This is a genomic window from Pandoraea sp. XJJ-1, from assembly GCF_026802345.1.
GTDB lineage: Bacteria > Pseudomonadota > Gammaproteobacteria > Burkholderiales > Burkholderiaceae > Pandoraea > Pandoraea cepalis.
This window is the reverse complement of the sequence record NZ_CP113827.1, coordinates 1,569,558-1,588,823: the sequence shown is the minus strand read 5'-3', so window position 1 is coordinate 1,588,823 and position 19,266 is coordinate 1,569,558. Positions and strand designations below refer to the sequence as shown.

General features: G+C 63.0%; 17 protein-coding genes. 3 read left to right on the top strand and 14 right to left on the bottom strand.

The window, feature by feature from the left end; all coding sequences use genetic code 11:
• Positions 1-108 precede the first annotated feature (108 nt).
• Together OYT13_RS07185 and OYT13_RS07180 are read right to left on the bottom strand one after the other, a co-directional pair.
• Entirely contained in the window at positions 109-1,338 is a 1,230-nt protein-coding gene (locus tag OYT13_RS07185) for a CaiB/BaiF CoA transferase family protein (protein WP_261938862.1), read from the bottom strand.
• A 1-nt stretch (position 1,339) separates the two neighbouring features.
• Complete coding sequence (locus tag OYT13_RS07180) at positions 1,340-2,119, bottom strand: enoyl-CoA hydratase-related protein (protein ID WP_026131685.1); 780 nt, start codon at positions 2,117-2,119, stop codon at positions 1,340-1,342.
• 210 nt (positions 2,120-2,329) lie between these two features.
• Here OYT13_RS07180 and OYT13_RS07175 point away from each other — a divergent pair, with 210 nt between their 5' ends.
• Positions 2,330-3,004, top strand: coding sequence for a GntR family transcriptional regulator (locus OYT13_RS07175; RefSeq protein ID WP_039829942.1), 675 nt, complete (start codon positions 2,330-2,332; stop codon positions 3,002-3,004).
• A gap of 72 nt (positions 3,005-3,076) precedes the next feature.
• Here the strand turns inward: OYT13_RS07175 and OYT13_RS07170 are convergent, their stop codons facing one another.
• Complete coding sequence (locus OYT13_RS07170; RefSeq protein WP_017232461.1) at positions 3,077-3,796, bottom strand: GntR family transcriptional regulator; 720 nt, start codon at positions 3,794-3,796, stop codon at positions 3,077-3,079.
• Positions 3,797-4,087: 291 nt separating this feature from the next.
• On the opposite strand from OYT13_RS07170, the gene OYT13_RS07165 reads away from it, so the two are divergent.
• Positions 4,088-4,846, top strand: a complete 759-nt coding sequence (locus OYT13_RS07165) for a 2-keto-4-pentenoate hydratase (protein WP_017232462.1) — start codon at positions 4,088-4,090, stop codon at positions 4,844-4,846.
• 269 nt (positions 4,847-5,115) lie between these two features.
• On the opposite strand, the gene OYT13_RS07160 is transcribed toward OYT13_RS07165, so the two are convergent.
• The 5 genes from OYT13_RS07160 to OYT13_RS07140 all read right to left on the bottom strand — a co-directional run bounded on the left by OYT13_RS07160 (position 5,116) and on the right by OYT13_RS07140 (position 9,524).
• Positions 5,116-6,066 (bottom strand): LysR family transcriptional regulator, encoded by a 951-nt coding sequence (locus OYT13_RS07160; protein ID WP_017232463.1) that lies wholly within the window; start codon positions 6,064-6,066, stop codon positions 5,116-5,118.
• A gap of 106 nt (positions 6,067-6,172) precedes the next feature.
• Positions 6,173-7,615, bottom strand: coding sequence for an NAD(P)(+) transhydrogenase (Re/Si-specific) subunit beta (locus OYT13_RS07155; RefSeq protein WP_150564145.1), 1,443 nt, complete (start codon positions 7,613-7,615; stop codon positions 6,173-6,175).
• A gap of 1 nt (position 7,616) precedes the next feature.
• Complete coding sequence (locus OYT13_RS07150) at positions 7,617-7,961, bottom strand: NAD(P) transhydrogenase subunit alpha (RefSeq protein ID WP_023596913.1); 345 nt, start codon at positions 7,959-7,961, stop codon at positions 7,617-7,619.
• A 15-nt stretch (positions 7,962-7,976) separates the two neighbouring features.
• Positions 7,977-9,107 carry a Re/Si-specific NAD(P)(+) transhydrogenase subunit alpha gene (locus tag OYT13_RS07145; protein WP_268567527.1) on the bottom strand — a complete coding sequence of 377 codons (1,131 nt, stop codon included), beginning with the start codon at positions 9,105-9,107 and terminating at the stop codon, positions 7,977-7,979.
• 42 nt (positions 9,108-9,149) lie between these two features.
• Entirely contained in the window at positions 9,150-9,524 is a 375-nt protein-coding gene (locus OYT13_RS07140; protein ID WP_017231689.1) for a hypothetical protein, read from the bottom strand.
• Between the two features lie 250 nt (positions 9,525-9,774).
• Between OYT13_RS07140 and OYT13_RS07135 the strand changes: the two genes are divergently transcribed.
• Complete coding sequence (locus tag OYT13_RS07135) at positions 9,775-10,770, top strand: LysR family transcriptional regulator (RefSeq protein WP_017231690.1); 996 nt, start codon at positions 9,775-9,777, stop codon at positions 10,768-10,770.
• 62 nt (positions 10,771-10,832) lie between these two features.
• Here the strand turns inward: OYT13_RS07135 and OYT13_RS07130 are convergent, their stop codons facing one another.
• The 6 genes from OYT13_RS07130 to oxlT form a co-directional block, all read right to left on the bottom strand.
• On the bottom strand, positions 10,833-11,606 hold the full coding sequence (locus tag OYT13_RS07130) for a fumarylacetoacetate hydrolase family protein (RefSeq protein WP_017231691.1): 774 nt from the start codon (positions 11,604-11,606) through the stop codon (positions 10,833-10,835).
• A gap of 137 nt (positions 11,607-11,743) precedes the next feature.
• The gene (frc, locus tag OYT13_RS07125; RefSeq protein WP_017231692.1) at positions 11,744-12,991 is read right to left on the bottom strand and encodes a formyl-CoA transferase; all 1,248 of its coding nucleotides are present in this window, start codon (positions 12,989-12,991) and stop codon (positions 11,744-11,746) included.
• Between the two features lie 700 nt (positions 12,992-13,691).
• Positions 13,692-14,132, bottom strand: a complete 441-nt coding sequence (locus tag OYT13_RS07120; RefSeq protein ID WP_017231694.1) for a PAS domain-containing protein — start codon at positions 14,130-14,132, stop codon at positions 13,692-13,694.
• 239 nt (positions 14,133-14,371) lie between these two features.
• Positions 14,372-15,622 (bottom strand): formyl-CoA transferase, encoded by a 1,251-nt coding sequence (gene frc, locus OYT13_RS07115; RefSeq protein WP_017231695.1) that lies wholly within the window; start codon positions 15,620-15,622, stop codon positions 14,372-14,374.
• 25 nt (positions 15,623-15,647) lie between these two features.
• Positions 15,648-17,438: an oxalyl-CoA decarboxylase gene (gene oxc, locus OYT13_RS07110; RefSeq protein ID WP_017231696.1), complete on the bottom strand. Its 1,791-nt coding sequence runs from the start codon at positions 17,436-17,438 to the stop codon at positions 15,648-15,650.
• A 191-nt stretch (positions 17,439-17,629) separates the two neighbouring features.
• Positions 17,630-18,973, bottom strand: a complete 1,344-nt coding sequence (gene oxlT / locus OYT13_RS07105; protein ID WP_017231697.1) for an oxalate/formate MFS antiporter — start codon at positions 18,971-18,973, stop codon at positions 17,630-17,632.
• Positions 18,974-19,266: the final 293 nt, after the last annotated feature.

Sequence of the window (19,266 nt, the reverse complement as noted above, 5' to 3'; positions counted from 1 at the left end):
CCTGTCATGCGCCAGTCTAAAACCGACCGGCCACCGGGAGGGAAGTTCTGCGCTGCGCGTCAACACGCGGAGAATCCGCATCGCCGACGGTCGGCGTACGTCATGCACTCACGCGTGCCGGTCCTCCAGCGCATGCACCGCCCCCTGCGCGATCAAGTCGCGAATCCGCGTCGTGTCGAAGCCATACTCCATCAACACCTCGCACGTGTGTTCGCCAAGCCGCGGCGCGGGACCACCCGTGCGTTTCGGCGTCTCGGAAAAGCGGATCGGCAGACCGATGCTGCGTGTCGGGCCGTCCAGCGGGTGCACGGTTTCCACCACCATCTCGCGCGCTACGATCTGCGGGTGCGTCACCGCTTCGGAGATCGGCAACACCGGGCCGACCGGCAAGCCCACGGCGTCGAGCCGTTCGACCCAGCGCTCGGTGGTGTCGCGCATCAGGTACGCCGTGAGGCGCTCGACGAGTTCGGCACGGTGCGCCGTGCGCCCGGCGTTGGTGGCGAAACGCGGATCACCGGCGATCTCGGGGGCGTCGAGCACCTGCAGCAACCGTTCGTAGTTCGCCTGATTGGCCGCGCCGATATTGATCCACCCGTCTTGCGTTCGAAACGCCTGATAGGGGGTGCTCGTCGGATTCGCCGAGCCAAGCTTCGGCGGATTCTCGCCGCTCGCGAAGAAGTTGGCCGCCGCCCAGTACATCTGCTGGAATCCCGCTTCGAGCAGCGACGTGTCGACGATCTGTCCTTGCCCCGTGCGCAGTCGATGCGCGTACGCCGCCGAGATACCGAGCGCCGCCAGAATGCCCGCGTTGATATCCGCAATCGGCGAGCCCGCCTTGATGGGCGCCTGGCCCGGCTCGCCCGTCACGCTCATCAGGCCTGAGAGCCCTTGCGCAATCAGATCGAAGCCGCCTTTGTCGGCGTACGGGCCAGTGCGTCCATAGCCGGAAATCGAGCAATAGATGAGCGCCGGATTGGCTGCGCGCAGGGTCTCGTAACCCAGGCCGAGCTTCTCCATCGTCCCCTTGCGATAGTTTTCGGTGACGACGTCGGCGCTCGCCAGCATCTCGCGCAACACCGCGCAGCCGCCCTCCGTCTTGAGATTGAGCGCGATGCCACGCTTGTTGCGATTGAGCATCATGAACGACGCCGATTCGCCGTGCGGGAGGATCGGCGCAAAACGACGGGCGTCGTCGCCGTCCATCTTCTCGACCTTGATGACGTCGGCGCCCATGTCGGCCAGCATCATGCCGCACACCGGGCCGGACATGATGTGCGACAGCTCGATCACCTTGACACCCTGCAACGGCCCGCCGGCCGGTTTGACGGTATCGGTCATGTCACCGCCCCTCGAACACGGGCGGCGTCTTCGCGAGGAAGGCGCGATAGCCCGTCTGAAAATCGGCCGTGCCGAAGCACGCGAAACCTTCGTCGATCTGCGCGGCGCTGAGCGGCTGGCCGCTGGCCAGTTCGCGCACGAAGCGCTTGTGCCAGCGTGCCACCAGCGGCGCGCCGGCAGCGATGCGCGACGCGCTCTCCAAGGCCTCGCGCGTGACGTCGCCGTCGGCCACCACGCGGGTCACGAGCCCGATGCGCAACGCCTCCTGCGCATCGAAGATCCGGCCTTCGAGCAAGATCTCGAGCGCGCGCGAGGGACCGAGCAGACGGACCAGGCCCGATAGCTCCGCGTGCGCCATCACCAGGCCCAGCTTGTTGATCGGCGCCCCGAAACGGCTCGTTTCGCCGCAGATGCGCACGTCGCACGCCGCCGCGATCTCCATGCCGCCGCCGACGCAAATGCCGTGAATCATCGCGACGAGCGGCACAGGGCATCGGGACAAGGCGTCGAGCGTGCGGTGCATGAGCGCGCCATACGTTCTTGCCTGCTCGACGTTGGCGCGATCGGTCTCGAACTCCGCAATGTCGTTGCCCGGCGCGAAGGACTTCTCGCCCGCCCCTCGCAGCACGATACAGCGCACGTCGGGCGTTTCGGACAACGTGAGGATTGTGTCCCCCAACGCCTGCCACATCGACTTGGTCAACGCGTTGAGCTTCTCAGGACGATTGAGCGTGACCCGCGCGATGGCGCCGTCTCGCTCGGTCAGAACGGTGGATGTCACATAGCCTCCTTCCAACGCCAGCACGCACCCGATGTCGGCCAGCCTTTCTTTTTGGTATACCAATTTTTTGTAAACGATAAGATCTTCGAGATGGGATTGGCAAGCGGCAATCGCAAAATTCAGGGTTAACGTGGAAAAAGCGCGCATTCTCGATTGACGACGGATGACATCCCCATCAAAATTGGCATTCCATTTTCCCGATCATTGCGCATGAGCACGTCCGCCTCGCTGAACGCCGCCGCTTACGAAGCCCTCAAGGCGCGCATCGTGCGCGGCGAGCTTCGTCCCGGCGCGCCCCTCTCGGAACGCGCGCTATGCGACGCGCTGGCTGTCTCGCGCACGCCGCTGCGTGAAGCGCTCAAGCGACTGGCGAACGAAGGGTTGGTGGAAATCTCGGAAACGCGCCGGGCACGCGTGGCGCGTGTGAGTGTCGACGAAGTCGTGAATCTGCTCGCCGTGATGGCAGTCCTCGAAGGACTCTCGGGCGAGCAGGCGTGCGAAAAAGCGTCGGAGGCCGATCTTGACGCCCTCACGCAACTGCAAGCCGACATGGAATCGGCTTACGCCCGCGCCGATCACGCCGCCTACTTCGCCCTGAATCAGCAGATTCACCTGAGCATTCTGCGCATGGCGGACAACGGGCCGCTGGCCGAGTATTTCCACAATCTCAACGCACGCCTGCGGTATGTACGCGAGCGATTGACGCCGACGCCCGAGCGCTGGCGTCAGGCCGTCGATGAACATGCGGAAATGCTCGCGCTGCTACGCCGACGCGATGGCAAGCGACTGCGCACGCTGATGGAAGCGCACCTGCGCAGCAAGACCGACGCCTATGTCGCCGCCATGCTCAACGAAGGATTGGTGAGTCTGGGGCGCGCGGCGTGAGCCTGTGAACGCATGAATGTGTGAGCGTGTGAACACGCCAGCGCATTCCGACGCCTGCGCCGCGCCGGCGTGTCACGCGGCGGCGAGTCGATGGGCGAGCACGGTGGCACACTTGGCCATCAGATGCCCACGCAATAGTCGGCCAAGCGCGGCACCGTCGCGCGCATGCAGGGCGCGCAGCATCGCAACATGCTCGTCGACGGCTTGCTCCCATTTGCCGGCATGCAGATTGGAGCGGAATCGCAGCGCCTGCAGCCGTTGATTGACCGATTGGTACATTTGCGTGAGGGCGGGATTACGCGCCGCCGCATTGATACGATCGTGAATCCGCTGATTGCAGTCGAAATAGCCGGGAAGGTCGCCGTTCGCGTGACACGTCATCATTTCGCTGTGCAACGCCTGGATATCGTCGATTTCCGCGGACGTGATGCGCTCGCAAGCCAATTCGCCAGCCAGCGCTTCGAGGCCGCTGAGCAGTTCGAAGGCATCGGCGATATCGCTGGCCGACAACGTCACGACACGCGCGCCGCGATTCGGCAGCAGTTCGATCAGCCGCTCGACGGCCAGCATCTTGAGCGCCTCGCGCAGCGGCGTGCGCGACACACCGAGTTGCTCGCACAGGGCGCGCTCGTTCAGATGCGCGCCCGGCGGCAGGGTGCCTTCGATCATCATCTTGCGCAGGCGGTCCATCACGGCAAGATGCAGCGCCTGCCGGCTGATGGGCGCCGCCGTCTCGCCGTCTGGCGGATGAATGACAGGATCACGCAGGACGTTCAGGGTCACAGAGTGCATAGGCTTGGCCAGGTCGTTCGCTTGGAGAAGAAGGTCATCGACTGCACGCACTGCACTTTCGCAAGCCATGGCGAGCGTCCCCGCTGCCACATCGCGCGAAATATTACGAAATATTACGAAGTCCGATTCTCGCAGATCCCCAGGATTTTGACTACGTTAGGTGGTGTTTTCACCGAGTAGGCGTCATGTTCACCGCACTGCGCAACGACGACTGAATTTTGTATACGATGTGGAGCCACTTGCCTCCAGCGCATCGCTGGGGCATCGCTTTTTTCCCAGGAGACTTACAAGATGTTCGAGACCCCCGCCGTCGAATCGCTGGCCCAGTTGCTGGCCGACACCCGTCGCGGCGATACGCCGATCGCCTCCCCCGCCCCGGCGCTGCTGCCGGTGGACTTCGACGCCGCCTACGCCGTGCAATTGCGCACCCTCGATTTGCTCGGCGAGACGATCGCAGCGTGGAAAGTGGGGGCGAAAACGCCGATGGATCTGCCGAATTGCGCGCCGATTCCCGCCTCCGTCGTGAGCGACGCGTGCGGCACGCTGGCGTTGGGTGACTTCTTCCGGCCAGGACTGGAGTTGGAGATCGCGTTCCGACTGGCCCGCGATATCAAACCGGGGATTTACGACGAGCGTGAGGCGCTCATGTTTGTTGGCGAAACGCTCGTGACGATCGAGATCACCGACAGCCGTTTCGCGACGAGCGGTCTCGACAGTCGATTCACGTTGGCCGACTTGCAGAACAACGGTGCGCTCGTGATCGGGAGCGGGCGCGCCTACGATGCGTCGCTCGACTACCTGGCGCCGAAGCTTACGTTCTCGCTCGATGGGGTGAACATCGCGCCGGCGGACACGGGATTCAACACGGGGGGCGATCCGCGCACCTTGCTCACGTGGCTCGTGAATCACAACGGCAAGCGCGGCATCACGATGCACGCGGGCGCCGTGATCACCTGTGGCTCTTATGTGGGCATGCTTCCCGCGCGCGGTGCAGGCGTACTGCGCGGCACGATCGACGGGATCGGCGAGGCGTCCGTTACGCTGAAGTAAGGGTGGTCGATCGCCCGGGGTCGCCGTGAGTGTGCCCTTCGGTCAAGCCGCGACTTATCCACAGTTTTTGTTCACAACGTTGTGGACAACGAATGAGGCGCGGTTGCCAAGCGCTTGATCGGTATGGCGTTTTCGACCGAACGGATCAGGAGGCGCTCCCCGCAGGCAAACTGCCTGCGAGCGCCTACGATTTATCCACAGATTTTGTGTTCAAGTCTGTGGACAAGTCCTTGATGAGAGAACGCAAGCCGTTGATTCGACTCAGAGATTCAGTTGACAGCCGTCGTGGAAGCAGCGCTCTGGCGGTCCATCGCCAGCGCAAAGCTCTTGTTGCGCTCGCGAACGACACGGTGAATCAGGTCCCACACTGTATGCGCAACGGGCGAGAGCGAACGGTTCTTGCGCCGCACGAGCACGATGTTGCGCTCGAACGCGGGCAACAGCGGACGCACGGCCAACGTGGAGTTCTCCGGCAACGGCAACGCGAGCGGCGGCAGCACGCTCACTCCCAGCCCCTCCTGCACCATGCGGAAGATGGTGCTCACATGCCCCAGCTCCTGCGTGATCGTTCCCTGCACCTTTTGCGTGGTGAGCGCGCGATCGATGAGCGGACGACTGCCCGAACTCTGATTGAGCAGCACCAGATTTTCGCCTGAGAGCTCCGACCAGTGCACGGCCGCCTGCGTGGCCAGCGGATGATCGCTGCGGCACACCAGACAGAACGGCTCGCTCATCAGGTGCTCGGTCGTGAGGTCGTCCGCGCCCTGCGGCGCAACCACGATGCCGAAGTCCACATCGCCCGCGCGCACGCTGTCCAGAACGGCGCGCTGCATCTGGTCGACGAGGGCAAGCGCCACACCCGGATACGTTGCCTGCGACGCCAACAGCACACGCGGCATGAGCGTGGCCGAGATGGTCGGGGCGGCGCCGATGCGCACCCTTCCGGTCGTGCGGGCTTCCGCGCCATGCGTCTGCAGCAGGGCAATCTCGAGTTCGTCGAGCACACGGTCGAGACTGGCGGCGAGCGTCACACCGGCGTCGGTCAGGGCGACCTCGCGCGTGGTCCGGTCAACGAGACGCAGGCCAAGCTGTCCTTCCAGTTCATTGATGCACCGGCTGATGGCCGGTTGTGTCAGGCCGATCTCGGCCCCGGCGCGGCTGAAGTTCTTGCTGCGCGCCACGACCATGAAAACCTTCAGTTGTCTCAGCGATACGTTCATGTGCGATTGCCCTGCGGAAAATTAAGCGAACGAACCACCGCAGTGGCTCCGGCGCGCCGCGCTCGGCGGCGCGCCCCGTATTGCGCAAGTCAAACGGTCGCGGCGATCAGGCCGCTGCCTTGACCATCTCTTCGACCACTTTCTTCGCGTCGCCGAAGACCATCATGGTCTTGTCGAGGTAGAACAGGTCGTTGTCCAGCCCGGCATAACCCGCCGCCATCGAACGCTTGTTGACGATGATCGTCTTGGCCTTGTACGCCTCGAGAATCGGCATGCCGGCAATCGGCGACGTCGGATCGGTCTTCGCGGCCGGATTCACCACGTCGTTCGCGCCGAGCACCAGCACCACGTCCGTCTGACCGAATTCGCCGTTGATCTCGTCCATCTCCAGCACCTGGTCGTACGGCACTTCGGCTTCCGCGAGCAGCACGTTCATATGACCCGGCATGCGCCCTGCCACTGGGTGGATCGCGTAACGTACACTCACGCCCTTCTCGACGAGCTTGTCGGTCAACTCCTTCAGGGCGTGCTGCGCGCGGGCGACAGCCAGACCGTAACCCGGCACGATCACCAGCGATTCGGCGTTGCTCATCAGGAATGCGGCGTCGTCAGGCGAACCCGACTTCACCGGCCGCTGCGGTTGATCTCCCACTGCGCCCCCCGCCCCCGCCTGGGCACCAAAGCCGCCGAGAAGCACGTTGAAAAACGAGCGATTCATGGCTTTGCACATGATGTACGACAGGATCGCGCCTGACGAACCCACGAGCGAACCCGCGATGATGAGCATCGGGTTGTTCAGCGAGAAGCCGATACCGGCGGCCGCCCAGCCCGAGTACGAGTTCAGCATCGACACGACGACGGGCATGTCCGCGCCGCCAATCGGAATGATGATGAGCACACCGAGCACGAAGGCGATGGCCGTCATGATGGCGAACGGCGTCCAGCTCTGCGAGACGAAGAACGCGCCGCCAAAGCCGAGCATCGCAATCGCCAGCGCCAGATTCACCATGTGCTGACCCGTGAAGACCACCGGCGCGCCCTGGAACAAACGGAACTTGTACTTGCCCGAGAGTTTGCCGAAGGCGATGACCGACCCCGAGAACGTGATCGCGCCAACGAACGTGCCGATGAACAGCTCGATACGATTGCCTGCCGGCAACGACGTCTGCCCCGCCGGCACAATGCCGAACGCCGCCGGTTCCGCCACCGCCGCCACCGCGATGCACACGGCCGCCAGACCGATCAGCGAGTGCATGGCCGCGACCAGCTCCGGCATCTTGGTCATCTCGACCTTGCGCGCGACGAACGCACCGATGCCGCCGCCGACCACGAGCCCCGCGAGGATCAATCCGAGTCCGGAGAAGTTGCCGTTCGAGAGTTTGCGCAACTCGAAGATCAGCGCCACGGTCGTCAGCGCCGCAATCGTCATCCCGATCATGCCGAACGCATTGCCGCGTCGCGCCATCTTCGGGTTCGACAGGCCCTTGAGCGCCTGAATGAAACAGATCGACGCGACCAAATACAACAGCGTCACAAGATTCATGCTCATGTCAGTGCGCTCCCTTGGCTGCGGCTTCGTCATTGGCCGCGGTCTTTGCCGGGGCCTTGTCTTTCTTCTTGAACATCTCGAGCATGCGCTGCGTGACGAGGAAGCCCCCGAACACGTTGACCGCCGCGAGCGCCACGGCCACGACACCCATCGTCTTGCCGAGCGCGCCTTCCGTGAGCCCGGCCGCGAGCATTGCGCCCACGATCACGATGGCCGAGATCGCGTTCGTCACCGCCATGAGCGGCGTGTGCAGCGCAGGCGTGACGTTCCACACCACGTGATAGCCGACGTACACCGCCAGCACGAAGATGATCAGATTGATCACCGTGTGATTGATCATTTCCATGGTCGTGTCTCCCCCTTATGCCGCACGCAGCACTTGACCGTCGCGGCACATCAGGCACGCACTGACGATGTCGTCGTTGGTATCGATGACGAGCTTGCCTTCCTTGTCGATCACCAGCTTCAGGAAGTCGAGCACGTTACGGGCATACAGCGCCGAGGCGTCGGCCGCCACCATGCCCGCGAGGTTGGTGTAGCCCGCAATCGTTACGCCATGCACCTTGACGACCTCGTCGGCCACCGACAAGGGGCAATTGCCGCCGCCATTCGCGCCGCGTCCCGCAGCGAGGTCGATGATCACCGAGCCGGGCTTCATGGCCTTGACGGTGTCTTCGGCGATGAGCGTCGGTGCGGCGCGTCCCGGAATCAACGCGGTGGAGATGACGATGTCCGCCTGCGTCAAACGTGTGTGCACGAGTTGCGACTGACGCGCGAGCCATGCCGCCGGCATCGGGCGCGCATAGCCGCCCACGCCCTTGGCGATCTCGCGTTCCTCGTCGGTCTCGAACGGCACGTCGATGAACTTGGCGCCGAGCGATTCGATCTGCTCGCGCACGGCCGGACGCACATCCGAGGCTTCGATGACCGCGCCGAGACGCTTGGCCGTGGCGATGGCCTGCAACCCGGCGACGCCGGCGCCCAGCACGACCAGACGCGCGGCCTTGACCGTGCCGGCGGCCGTCATGAGCATCGGCATGAAGCGCTGATACAGATTGGCGGCAAGCATCACGGCCTTGTAGCCGGCGATGTTGGCCTGCGAAGACAACACGTCCATGCTTTGCGCACGCGTGGTCCGCGGCGCGGCTTCCAGGGCGAAGCCAATGACACCCGCCGCCGCCATGCGCGCATTGTTCTCGGCATCGAACGGGTTGAGCATGCCGACCACCGCACTGCCACGTGGAATCAACGCGATTTCCGCGATCGACGGCGCGCGTACCTTGAGCACCAACTCGGAGCCAAGGGCTTCGGCCGCGCTACCGCTTGACGCGCCCGCTGCGACATACGCCGCATCAGGCACGCTGGCCGCCTCGCCCGCACCACGCTCCACGGTGACGCGATGCCCTGCGCCCACCAGCTTCTTCACCGTTTCCGGTGTGGCCGCGACGCGGGATTCGCCGGCGGCCGTCTCCTTTGGAATGCCAATATGCATAGTTATTGTCTCGGGGTCTGAGCCCCTGTCGTGTTGTGAAACTCAGGCCGCAACGGCTCTCGGCGACTGCATCGAACGCCCTTCATTGGCCGCTTCGAAGCAGCGCACCTTGGTGCAGTGAATCAGGTCGCACAGGAATTCCGGCTCGTAGGCGCGCAGCAGATGCGGCTGATGTCCGTCGAGGTAAGCCCCGATCAGCAACAGCTCTGCCATGCGCAACGCCTGCGCCGAAGCGCCTTCGAGATACGCCAGCGGTAAATCTTGGTTCCCGGTCGCGTGCAGCAGCCGGGCATAGGTGGGGTGGTCCCAATACCAGTCCAGCCCCAATTCGACGAATGCGTTGTTGAACGCATGCAGATGGGCGTTGGCAACCGGTGCCAGGGCGGCGGGTTTGATATGCGATTCGATGACAGACATGATGGCGCTCTCCCAAAACAGTGATCGTCTCCAGAACACGCAGACCCGCGCTCGCCTGACATGACAGGTCACCGACGCTTTGCTGTCACACCACTTTCATGCGGGCTGCCATTGCAGATTACGCAGCCCAATCCATAAAAGACAGTTAAAGTTAATTATGCAAACCATCTACGATTACTTATACTTCTTTGGCAACGCTTAGCGTGCGGAAATCGTTCCGCCGCCCCGCCGATGTCAGGATGACCGCCGCATGAAACACGCCACGCTCCGTCAACTCAAGGTCTTCGAAGCCGTGGCGCGCCATTTGAGCTTTTCGCGCGCCGCCGAAGAACTTCACCTCACGCAACCGGCCGTCTCGACACAGGTCAAGCAGCTCGAGAGTCACGTCGGCCTGCCGCTGTTCGAGCAGTTGGGCAAGAAGGTCTTCCTTACGCCGGCGGGTACCGAAATGCTCCACTACAGCCGCGCGATCATTGCGCTCTTTCGCGAAACCGAGGAGGCAATGGATCACCTCAAGGGCATCACGGGCGGCAAGCTCAACGTGGCCGTGATCAGCGCGGGAGACTATTTCTTTCCCCGGTTGCTCGCGGCCTTTACCGCACGCCATCCCGGCGTGACGCTCAATCTCACGGTTCATAACCGCGAGGAACTTCTGCATCAGCTCACCGAAAACCTCACCGATCTAGCGGTGATGGTGCGTCCGCCACCGGAGATCGACACGATCAACGAAGCCTTCGCGCCCCATCCCTATGTCATCGTGGCACCGCCGGATCATCCGCTGGCCAGCCAGCGTCAGATTCCCTTCTCGCGTTTGACGGAAGAACCGTTCATCAGCCGCGAGCGCGGATCCGACACGTGGAATTCCCTGCAGGATGCCTTCGGTCAGCGCACCCAGCGACTCAAGATCACGATGGAGATCGCCAGCACGGAAACCATCAAGCAAGCGGTCGTGGCGGGCATGGGCATCAGCTTCCTGTCGGCCCATACCGTTGGCATGGAGCTTCAGACCGGTCAGTTGACGGTGCTCGACGTCCAGGGCTTTCCGGCCTGGCAAAGCTGGTACGTCGTGCATCGTCGCAGCAAGCGGCTGCCGCCGGTCGCGCTCGCCTTCCGGGAATTCCTGCTGGCCGAAGGCGCTGCGCTCATCGACGGCATGATGGCCTACAAGAGTCCCGTGCCGCCTCCCGCTGCGCGCGGCGGCGATCACGCCGCCTCGCGCCGGACAGATCCCGGATCCGCCGAATGAAAAAGGGCGATCGACTCAGGCCTTTGCCACCCCGGCCGACCACCGTGAAATCGATTGTTCTCTCAGCCGCCCATGCGGTTGGCCAACGTCCCCAGTCCGTCAATGCTCACCTCGACCAGCGCGCCCTCTTTCATCGAGCCCACGCCAATCGAGGTGCCCACGGCGATCACATCCCCCGGCATCAGGGTCATGTCCTGTGAGATACGCGCGACGAGTTGCCACGGGTTGAAGATCATGTCGGCGAGCGGATAGCGCTGACGCTCCGTGCCGTCGAGCCGCGTGACGACCTCCGCCTCGCGCCAGTCGAAATCCTGGGCAATGACGGGGCCGAGACAGCCGAACGTGTCGAAGCCCTTGGCCCGCGTCCACTGTGCGAAGTTGCCGTCCTGCTCGATGATTTCAGCGGCGGTCACGTCGTTGACCAACGTGTAGCCGAGGATGTAATCGCGCGCGGCTTCCTCGCTCACTTGGCTTGCGCGCTTGCCGATCACAACGCCCAGCTCGCCCTCGAACACGATCTTGCCCGCATACGACGGGGGACGCTGAATCACTGCGCCGGGCCCGTTCAGCGACGTGGCCGGCTTGATGAGGAAGAGCGGATGCGACGGCGCGGCCTTGCCGAGCTTCGCGCCGAGCGCGTGAAAGTTGTTCCACAGCGCCACGATTTTCGAGGGCTCGCACGGGCACAGCAGATCGACCGTATCGCGCGCGATCGTCGCGCCCGTGGCGATCGGCTGATCGTAGAGATCGCCGCGATGTTCGAGAATATGGTCGTCCTGCAGCAGGCCAAAGCCGATGCGACCATGCGCGGTCTTGAAACGGGTCCAGAGCTTCATGCGTATGCCTTATCTGTAACCGCCCGGCGCTACGGCAGGGTTCGCCGTTCGCGCGCCGGACGCGATGTCGTGACGTCATTCCCATCTGCCTCGTGCAGACGACTTGCGTTCGTGCGAGGACGCTTGCACGGCGCCGCTTATACCGCGCCGATTTCGCGCAGTGCCGCGATCTGCTGTGCGCTGTAGCCGAATTCCGAGAGCACGTCGTCGGTGTGTTCGCCAAGCAGCGGCGAGCGCTCCACATGCGTGGGGCTGGCCGAGAGCTTGATCGGGTTGCCGACGGTGAGGTACTTGCCGCGCTTCGGGTGATCGACTTCGACGATGGTCCCGGTCTCGCGCAGCGACATATCCTCGGCAATCTCTTTCATCGACAGAATCGGACCGCACGGGATGTCGTACTCGTTGAGGATCGCCATGACCTCGAACTTCGTCTTGGTCATGGTCCAATGCTCAACCGTGTCGAAGATCTCGCGCAGACGCGGCAGACGGGCACGCGGCGTGGCGTAGTCGGGATGCTCGACCCACTCGGGCTTGCCGATCACCTTGCAGATCGAGCCCCACACGGGCGCCTGGGCGATGAAGTAGATGTACGCGTTCGGGTCGGTCTCCCAGCCCTGACACTTGAGAATCCAGCCCGGCTGACCGCCGCCCGACGCATTGCCGGCACGCGGCACGGCATCGCCGAACTCACCGTTCGGGAACTGCGGATACTCTTCCATCACGCGCGCGCGCTCCAGGCGCTGCTGATCGCGCAGCTTCACGCGGCACAGGTTCAACACCCCGTCCTGCATGGCGGCGAGCACGCGCTGGCCCTGTCCGGTCATGGTGCGCTGATAGAGCGCCGTAACGATGCCCAGCGCCAGATGCAGCCCCGTGCCCGAGTCGCCGATCTGCGCCCCCGTGACCATCGGCGGACCGTCGTCGAAACCGGTCGTCGATGCCGCACCGCCCACGCACTGCGCCACGTTCTCGTAGACCTTGCAGTCCTGGTACGGACCGGGTCCGAAGCCCTTGACCGAGGCCACGATCATGCGCGGGTTCAACGCGTGGATATGCTCCCACGTGAAGCCCATGCGATCGAGCGCGCCGGGGGCGAAGTTCTCAACCAGCACGTCGCAGTCGCGGATCATGCGCTCGAGCACCGCCTTGCCTTCCGGGTGCTTCGTGTCGAGCGTGATCGAACGCTTGTTGCTGTTGAGCATCGTGAAGTAGAGACTGTCCGCGTCGGGAATGTCGCGCAGTTGATCGCGCGTCACGTCGCCATGTCCCGCGCGTTCGATCTTGATCACGTCCGCGCCGAACCACGCGAGCAACTGTGTGCACGTCGGCCCCGACTGCACGTGCGTGAAGTCGAGAATGCGCACACCTTCAAGTGCCTTACCCATGATCGGCTCCGCTCAGCACGTGGTCCGGGCAACTGCGCCCGAAGCCGACAGTTGAACTCGCGCATGGCGCACGGCACATGCCGCGACCTGCTCAATGTGCGTGCCACGCGCTGGGCGGGCTTCGCGCCGGATACTGGCGACGATGATCATGGTTTGTCTCCTCCTGATGCGACGGCGTTTATGTAATCGGTGCGCGAGACGCGACGACACGCGAGGCTCGCCTGATCGCTCGATGGTTGTCGCCTCTGTGGGCGCCATCCCCATCGTGGATCGATTGCTGTGATATACAGTATTTCATACACGATATTTTATCAACGGCTTTTTGTTGCCGATGAGATTTGCTGTCTCGCCGCATCGATCGGTAAAAAATCGCTGGAATCCCTATGTATCAAAGGAGTCCGCACCGCAACATGGTCCATGCGATCCGACCGGGCTACGGGTTTACAGGCATGTGTCACCGCGATGAAATTCGGTCGCCTGCGGTGCGGATTCCTGGCAAGTCCAGTGAATATATTGAATACAAAATATTCACACCCCACCGTATCGTTTTTGCCTGGCGGCCGAAATGCAAAAAAGCACCGATTCGCGACGCCGCCCTTTCGGGCGCGTTGCGAATCGGTGCTTCCTGTCTCTTGCGGTGACGGCTGGGCGTTAGCGGCGACCCCAGGCGCACCGCGCTATGTCGACCGGCATCGAGCGATCAGCCGGCGGTGGCGGCCACCTTCGCCTCGAGTTCCGCCACGCGCTTGCGCAACTGACGATCCTCCTGGAAGCGCGCCGTCTCGTCGCGAATCACGGCCACGATGCCGGTGACTTCGCCGCCCTCGCCATGCAACAACGCCACGGTGAACGCAATCGACATGGCGCGGCCGTCCTTGTGCGCGGCGGGCACCTTGAGCAGATCGCTGCCGTACTTCGTCTGCCCGGTCTCCATCGTCTTCACATAGCCTTCATTGTGGCGCGCGCGCAGCCGCTCGGGAATGATGATGTCCAGCGGCTGCCCGAGCGCCTCGGCCTCGGAGAAGCCGAACATCTTCTGCGCGCCGCTGTTCCACAGCGTGATGATGTTGTTCGGATCGGCCACGACGATGGCGTCGCCCACTACCTGGACCAACTGACTGACGTCGACGGATGCGCTCATGATGTCTCCAATAATCTTGTGGGGAATGCGATTGGCAGGGATACCAAACATGCCAATAAAGTACATCAATTAGAGGACAACACGGTCCCGAAAATAAAAATGGGTGCTGGCTCCGCTCGGCGCCGCACCCATGAATCCCTGCCTTGCGCCCCGCGCGCCGTCACCGCCCAAAGGCGGCGTCGGCACAGGCGGCGCATTGGCGGCGAGCCAGGCTTGGCCTGACTCGCCGCCTCGCGGACTTAAACCGACCGCGACGAATGCAGGTTCGCGATCTGGTCCTTGCTGTAGCCCAGCTCGGCCAGGATCTCGTCGGTGTGCTCACCCAGCAGCGGCGAACCGGTGATTTCCGGCTTCAGGCCCGAGAACTTGATCGGGCTGCCGACGGTCAGGTACGTACCACGCTCCTTGTGCGGCACTTCCACGATCGTGCCCGACGCGCGCAGCGACGGGTCGTTCGCGATTTCCTTCATCGACAGAACCGGTGCGCACGGGATATCGAACTTGCGCAGGATGTCCACCGCTTCGTACTTCGTCTTGTCGGCCAGCCAAGCTTCGATGGTCGCGAAGATCTCGAAGATGTGCGGTTGACGCGCTTGCGGCGTGGCGTAGTTCGGATCTTCGATCCACTCCGGCTTGCCCAGCGCGCGGCAGATCGGCTCCCAGGCGTGACCCTGAATCGTGAAGTAGATGTACGCGTTCGGATCCGTCTCCCAGCCCTTGCACTTGAGCACCCAGCCCGGCTGACCGCCACCGCCGGCGTTGCCGCCGCGCGGCACCACGTCGCTGAACTCGCCATGCGGGTACTGCGGATACTCTTCGAGGTAGCCGATACGGTCCAGGCGTTGCTGGTCGCGCAGCTTCACGCGGCACAGGTTGATGACCGAATCCTGCATCGAGACGGCGACCTTCTGACCACGGCCCGTCTGGCCACGGCCGATGATGGCCGTCAGAATGCCGATCGCAAGGTGCATCCCGGTGTTGCTGTCGCCCAGCGCCGCGGCCGACACCGTCGGAGGGCCGTCCCAGAAGCCCGTCGTCGACGCCGCGCCACCTGCGCACTGTGCCACGTTCTCGTACACCTTCAGGTCATCGTAGTGGTGACCGTCCGAGAAGCCCTTCACCGAGGCCATGATCAGCTTCGGGTTGAGTTCGTTCAATCGCTCCCACGAGAAGCCCATGCGATCCAGCGCGCCCGGGCCGAAGTTTTCCACCAGCACGTCGGATTCACGCACCAGCTTTTCGAGAACTTCCTTGCCTTCCTGCGTCTTCGTGTCCAGCGTCAGCGAGCGCTTGTTGCTGTTGAGCATCGTGAAGTACAAGGCGTCGGCGTCGGGGATGTCGCGCAGTTGGTTACGCGTGACGTCGCCCGAACCCGGGCGTTCCACCTTGATGACGTCCGCACCGAACCAGGCCAGCAACTGCGTGCAGGCGGGGCCGGCTTGAACGTGCGTGAAGTCGATGATCTTGATACCTTCGAGGGGTTTGCTCATGTCATGTCTCCTTAATTGACTCGAGTTACTTTTTCATCGCCGCGCTTTGCGGATTCAGGTTCGTCAGACGGCCGCTTTCGGTGCCCGCCGCTTCGTCGATGACGGCGTTAATCAGCGCCGGTTTGCCTGCTGCGATGGACGCCTGCAGCGCCTTCGTCAGTTCTTCCGGCGTGGTGACGTGGTAGCCGATGCCACCGAACGCTTCGATCATCTTGTCGTAGCGCGCGCCCTTGACGAACACCGTCGGTGCCACGTCCTTGCCGCCCGTCGGATTGACGTCGGTGCCGCGATACACACCGTTGTTGTTGAAGATGATGGTGGTGACCGGCAGCTCGTAACGGCAGATGGTTTCGAGTTCCATGCCGCTGAAGCCGAATGCGCTGTCGCCTTCGATGGCCACGACCGGCTGACCGCTGGTGACGGCCGCGCCGATGGCGAAGCCCATGCCGATGCCCATCACGCCCCACGTACCCGAGTCGAAGCGCTTGCGCGGCTGGTACTGGTCGATGATGGCGCGCGCGTAGTCGAGCGTGTTCGCACCTTCGTTGACGAGGTTGATGTCCGGATGCTGCTTGAGCACATCGCGAATCGCGCCCAGCGCGCTGTGGAAGTTCATCGGCGACGGATTCTGCGCCAGCGTTGCCGCCATCTTCGCCAGGTTCTTGCTCCTGCGCTCGGCGATGGCGCCGGTCCATTCGGTCGACGGCTTGCCGAAGTTGGCATCCACACCGGCGAGCAGTGCCGACACGCACGAGCCGATGTCACCGATCACCGGGGCCGCGATGGCCACGTTGCTGTCGATTTCCGTCGGCGAGATGTCGATCTGCACGAACTTCTTCGGGGCGGCGCCCCACGTCTTGCCCTTGCCGTGCGCGAGCAGCCAGTTCAGGCGCGCGCCGATCAGCACGACAACGTCGGCCTCCTGCAGCACGAACGAACGTGCGGCCGCGGCCGATTGTTCATGCGTGTCGGGCAGCAGCCCCTTGGCCATCGACATCGGCAGGTAGGGAATGCCGGTCTTCTCGATGAGGGCGCGAATGTCGGCGTCGGCTTGAGCGTACGAAGCGCCCTTGCCGAGCAAGATCAGCGGACGCTTGGCGCCCTTGATGACGTCGAGCGCGCGCTGGACGGCATCCGGTGCCGGGATCTGACGCGGTGCGGCGTCGATCACGCGAATCAGGGAGTCTTTCGCCTTCTGTGCGTCGATGGTCTGGGCCAGCAGCTTGGCCGGCAAATCCAGGTAGACGCCGCCCGGGCGGCCCGACACGGCGGCGCGAATGGCGCGGGCCAGGCCGACGCCGATGTCTTCGGCGTGCAGCACGCGGTAGGCCGCCTTGCAATACGGCTTGGCCGCATTGAGCTGGTCCATCTCTTCGTAATCGCCCTGCTGCAGGTCGACGATCTCACGCTCGCTCGAACCGCTGATCAGGATCATCGGGAAGCAGTTGGTGGTCGCGTTGGCGAGGGCGGTCAGGCCATTCAGGAAGCCAGGGGCCGACACGGTCAGGCAGATGCCCGGCTTTTGCGTCATGTAGCCGGCGATGGCTGCGGCATGCCCGGCATGCTGTTCGTGGCGGAAGCCGATGAAACGCATGCCTTCGGCTTGCGCGAGTCGAGCCAGATCGGTGATGGGAATCCCCACCAGACCGAAGATGGTGTCGATGTCGTTCGCTTTCAGGGCGTCAATGATCAGATGGAAGCCATCAGTCGTTGCTGCCTCGGACACGATGTTCGCGTGTCGGCTGGTGTCATTGAGCGTGTTGCCCGCGGTGTCGTTTTCCGCTTTGCCGACTGGCACGGTCATCGCAATGGACATAATTCTCTCCTCCAATTTTTCCGGTTTCAGTGTTGCGTCGTCTTGTCTGACGATTAATGGGTATTCCCAAACTGCTGCGCTACTTGCTCACCCGGCCGTGCAACCGGCCCCACAAGGGCACGGATTGCACGCCGGTCAAACATCTCTTCAATCCAGCCGCTCTGGCGGCGTCTTCATATCGTCAGTTCACGTTACGTGGTACTGCGCGATAGATCCGCCTGCACGACCGGCTCGCTGGCTTGCGCCTTGTAGTCACTGGCGTAACGCTGTGCCAGACGGGCACGCATCGGCTTGAGGACGAACAAGGCGAGGAAGGCAGCGAAGGCGTTCATGGCGCAAGCGATCATGAACACGGCCTGCCAACTGCCGGTCGACGTGGTGATGATGCTCGAGAAGGGCACCAGCAACGCGGCGGTCCCCTTCGCGGTGTAGAGCATCCCCGCGTTGGTGGCGGCGTACTTCGAGCCATACGTGTCGGCACAGGTCGCCGGGAACAGGCTGTAGATCTCCCCCCAAGCGAAGAACACCAGCCCCGTCAGAATCACGAAGGCCACCGGATGCTGGCCGAACTTGGCCAAGGCATAAATCCCGACGGCTTCCATCGCGAAGGCGATGAACATCGTGTTTTCGCGACCGATCTTGTCGGATATCCAGCCGAACACCGGACGCGTCACCCCATTGAGCACTCGGTCGATAGCCAGTGCGAAGGTGAGTGCGGGCAGCGTCAGACCGAGGATCGACACCGGCGCCTGATCGAGACCGTAGTCCTTGGCGATCGGACCGAGCTGTGCCGTCGCCATCAAACCGCCGGCGGCCATCAGCACGAACATCAGATACATCATCCAGAACACCGGCGAGCGCATCACTTCCGTCGGCTTGGCGTTGTAGCGCATGGCACCCGGGGCCAACTTCTTGAGTGCCTCGATCGATGCCGGCGGGTTGCAGAGCGCCAGACCCAGCAGCAGCACGATGATCCCCTGGCCCAGACCGAAGGTCAGGAAGGTGTTTTCGTAGCCGCTCGACTTGATCATGTTGGCAATCGGCACCACCGTCAGTGCAGAACCCGCGCCGAAACCCGCGGCGGTCAAGCCCGCAGCCAAGCCGCGGCGATCCGGGAACCACTTCAACGCATTACCCACGCAGGTGCCATATACCGCACCGGCGCCCACCCCGCCCACGGCCGCCGCGAAATACAGCATCGGCAGCGAAGAGGCATGGGCATTCAACACCCAGGCGACACCGCACAACAGACCACCCCCGACCACCACCGGGCGCGGGCCGAACTTGTCGACCAGATACCCTTCGATCGGCACCAGCCAGGTTTCGGTCACAACAAAAATCGTGAACGCCACCTGAATGGCCGTACGGCCCCAGTGATACTTCTCATCGATCGGGTTGACGAACAGCGTCCACCCGTACTGCAAGTTGGCGATCATCGCCATGCAAATCACGCCGAACACGAGCTGAACCCAAGGGCTCGCGAACACGGATTGCTTACCGTGTTGATTAGTCGTCTCCACTTGTACCTCCTCCATCGGTTTCCAGTTGTTTGGCAGCTTCACAACAACAACACCTTCCGGATGGGGTCTGTGCCCCCTGGGTATGCTTTACGAGGTCTTCGCCTCGTCGACTTGTCTCTGATGCTTACGGGGTCCATTGCATTTCCCGTAAATATACCGAACGAAATATACGATATATCAGATATAAGTCAACACTAATTTATTGCGATCCTCGTCGTCCGCTTCGTGTACCGCAGTCGTTTTCGTCCATTGCAGCGAAAACCATTCCGGCGCACGAGGCACTGTTCTAAGTGGCGGCTAGATACAGT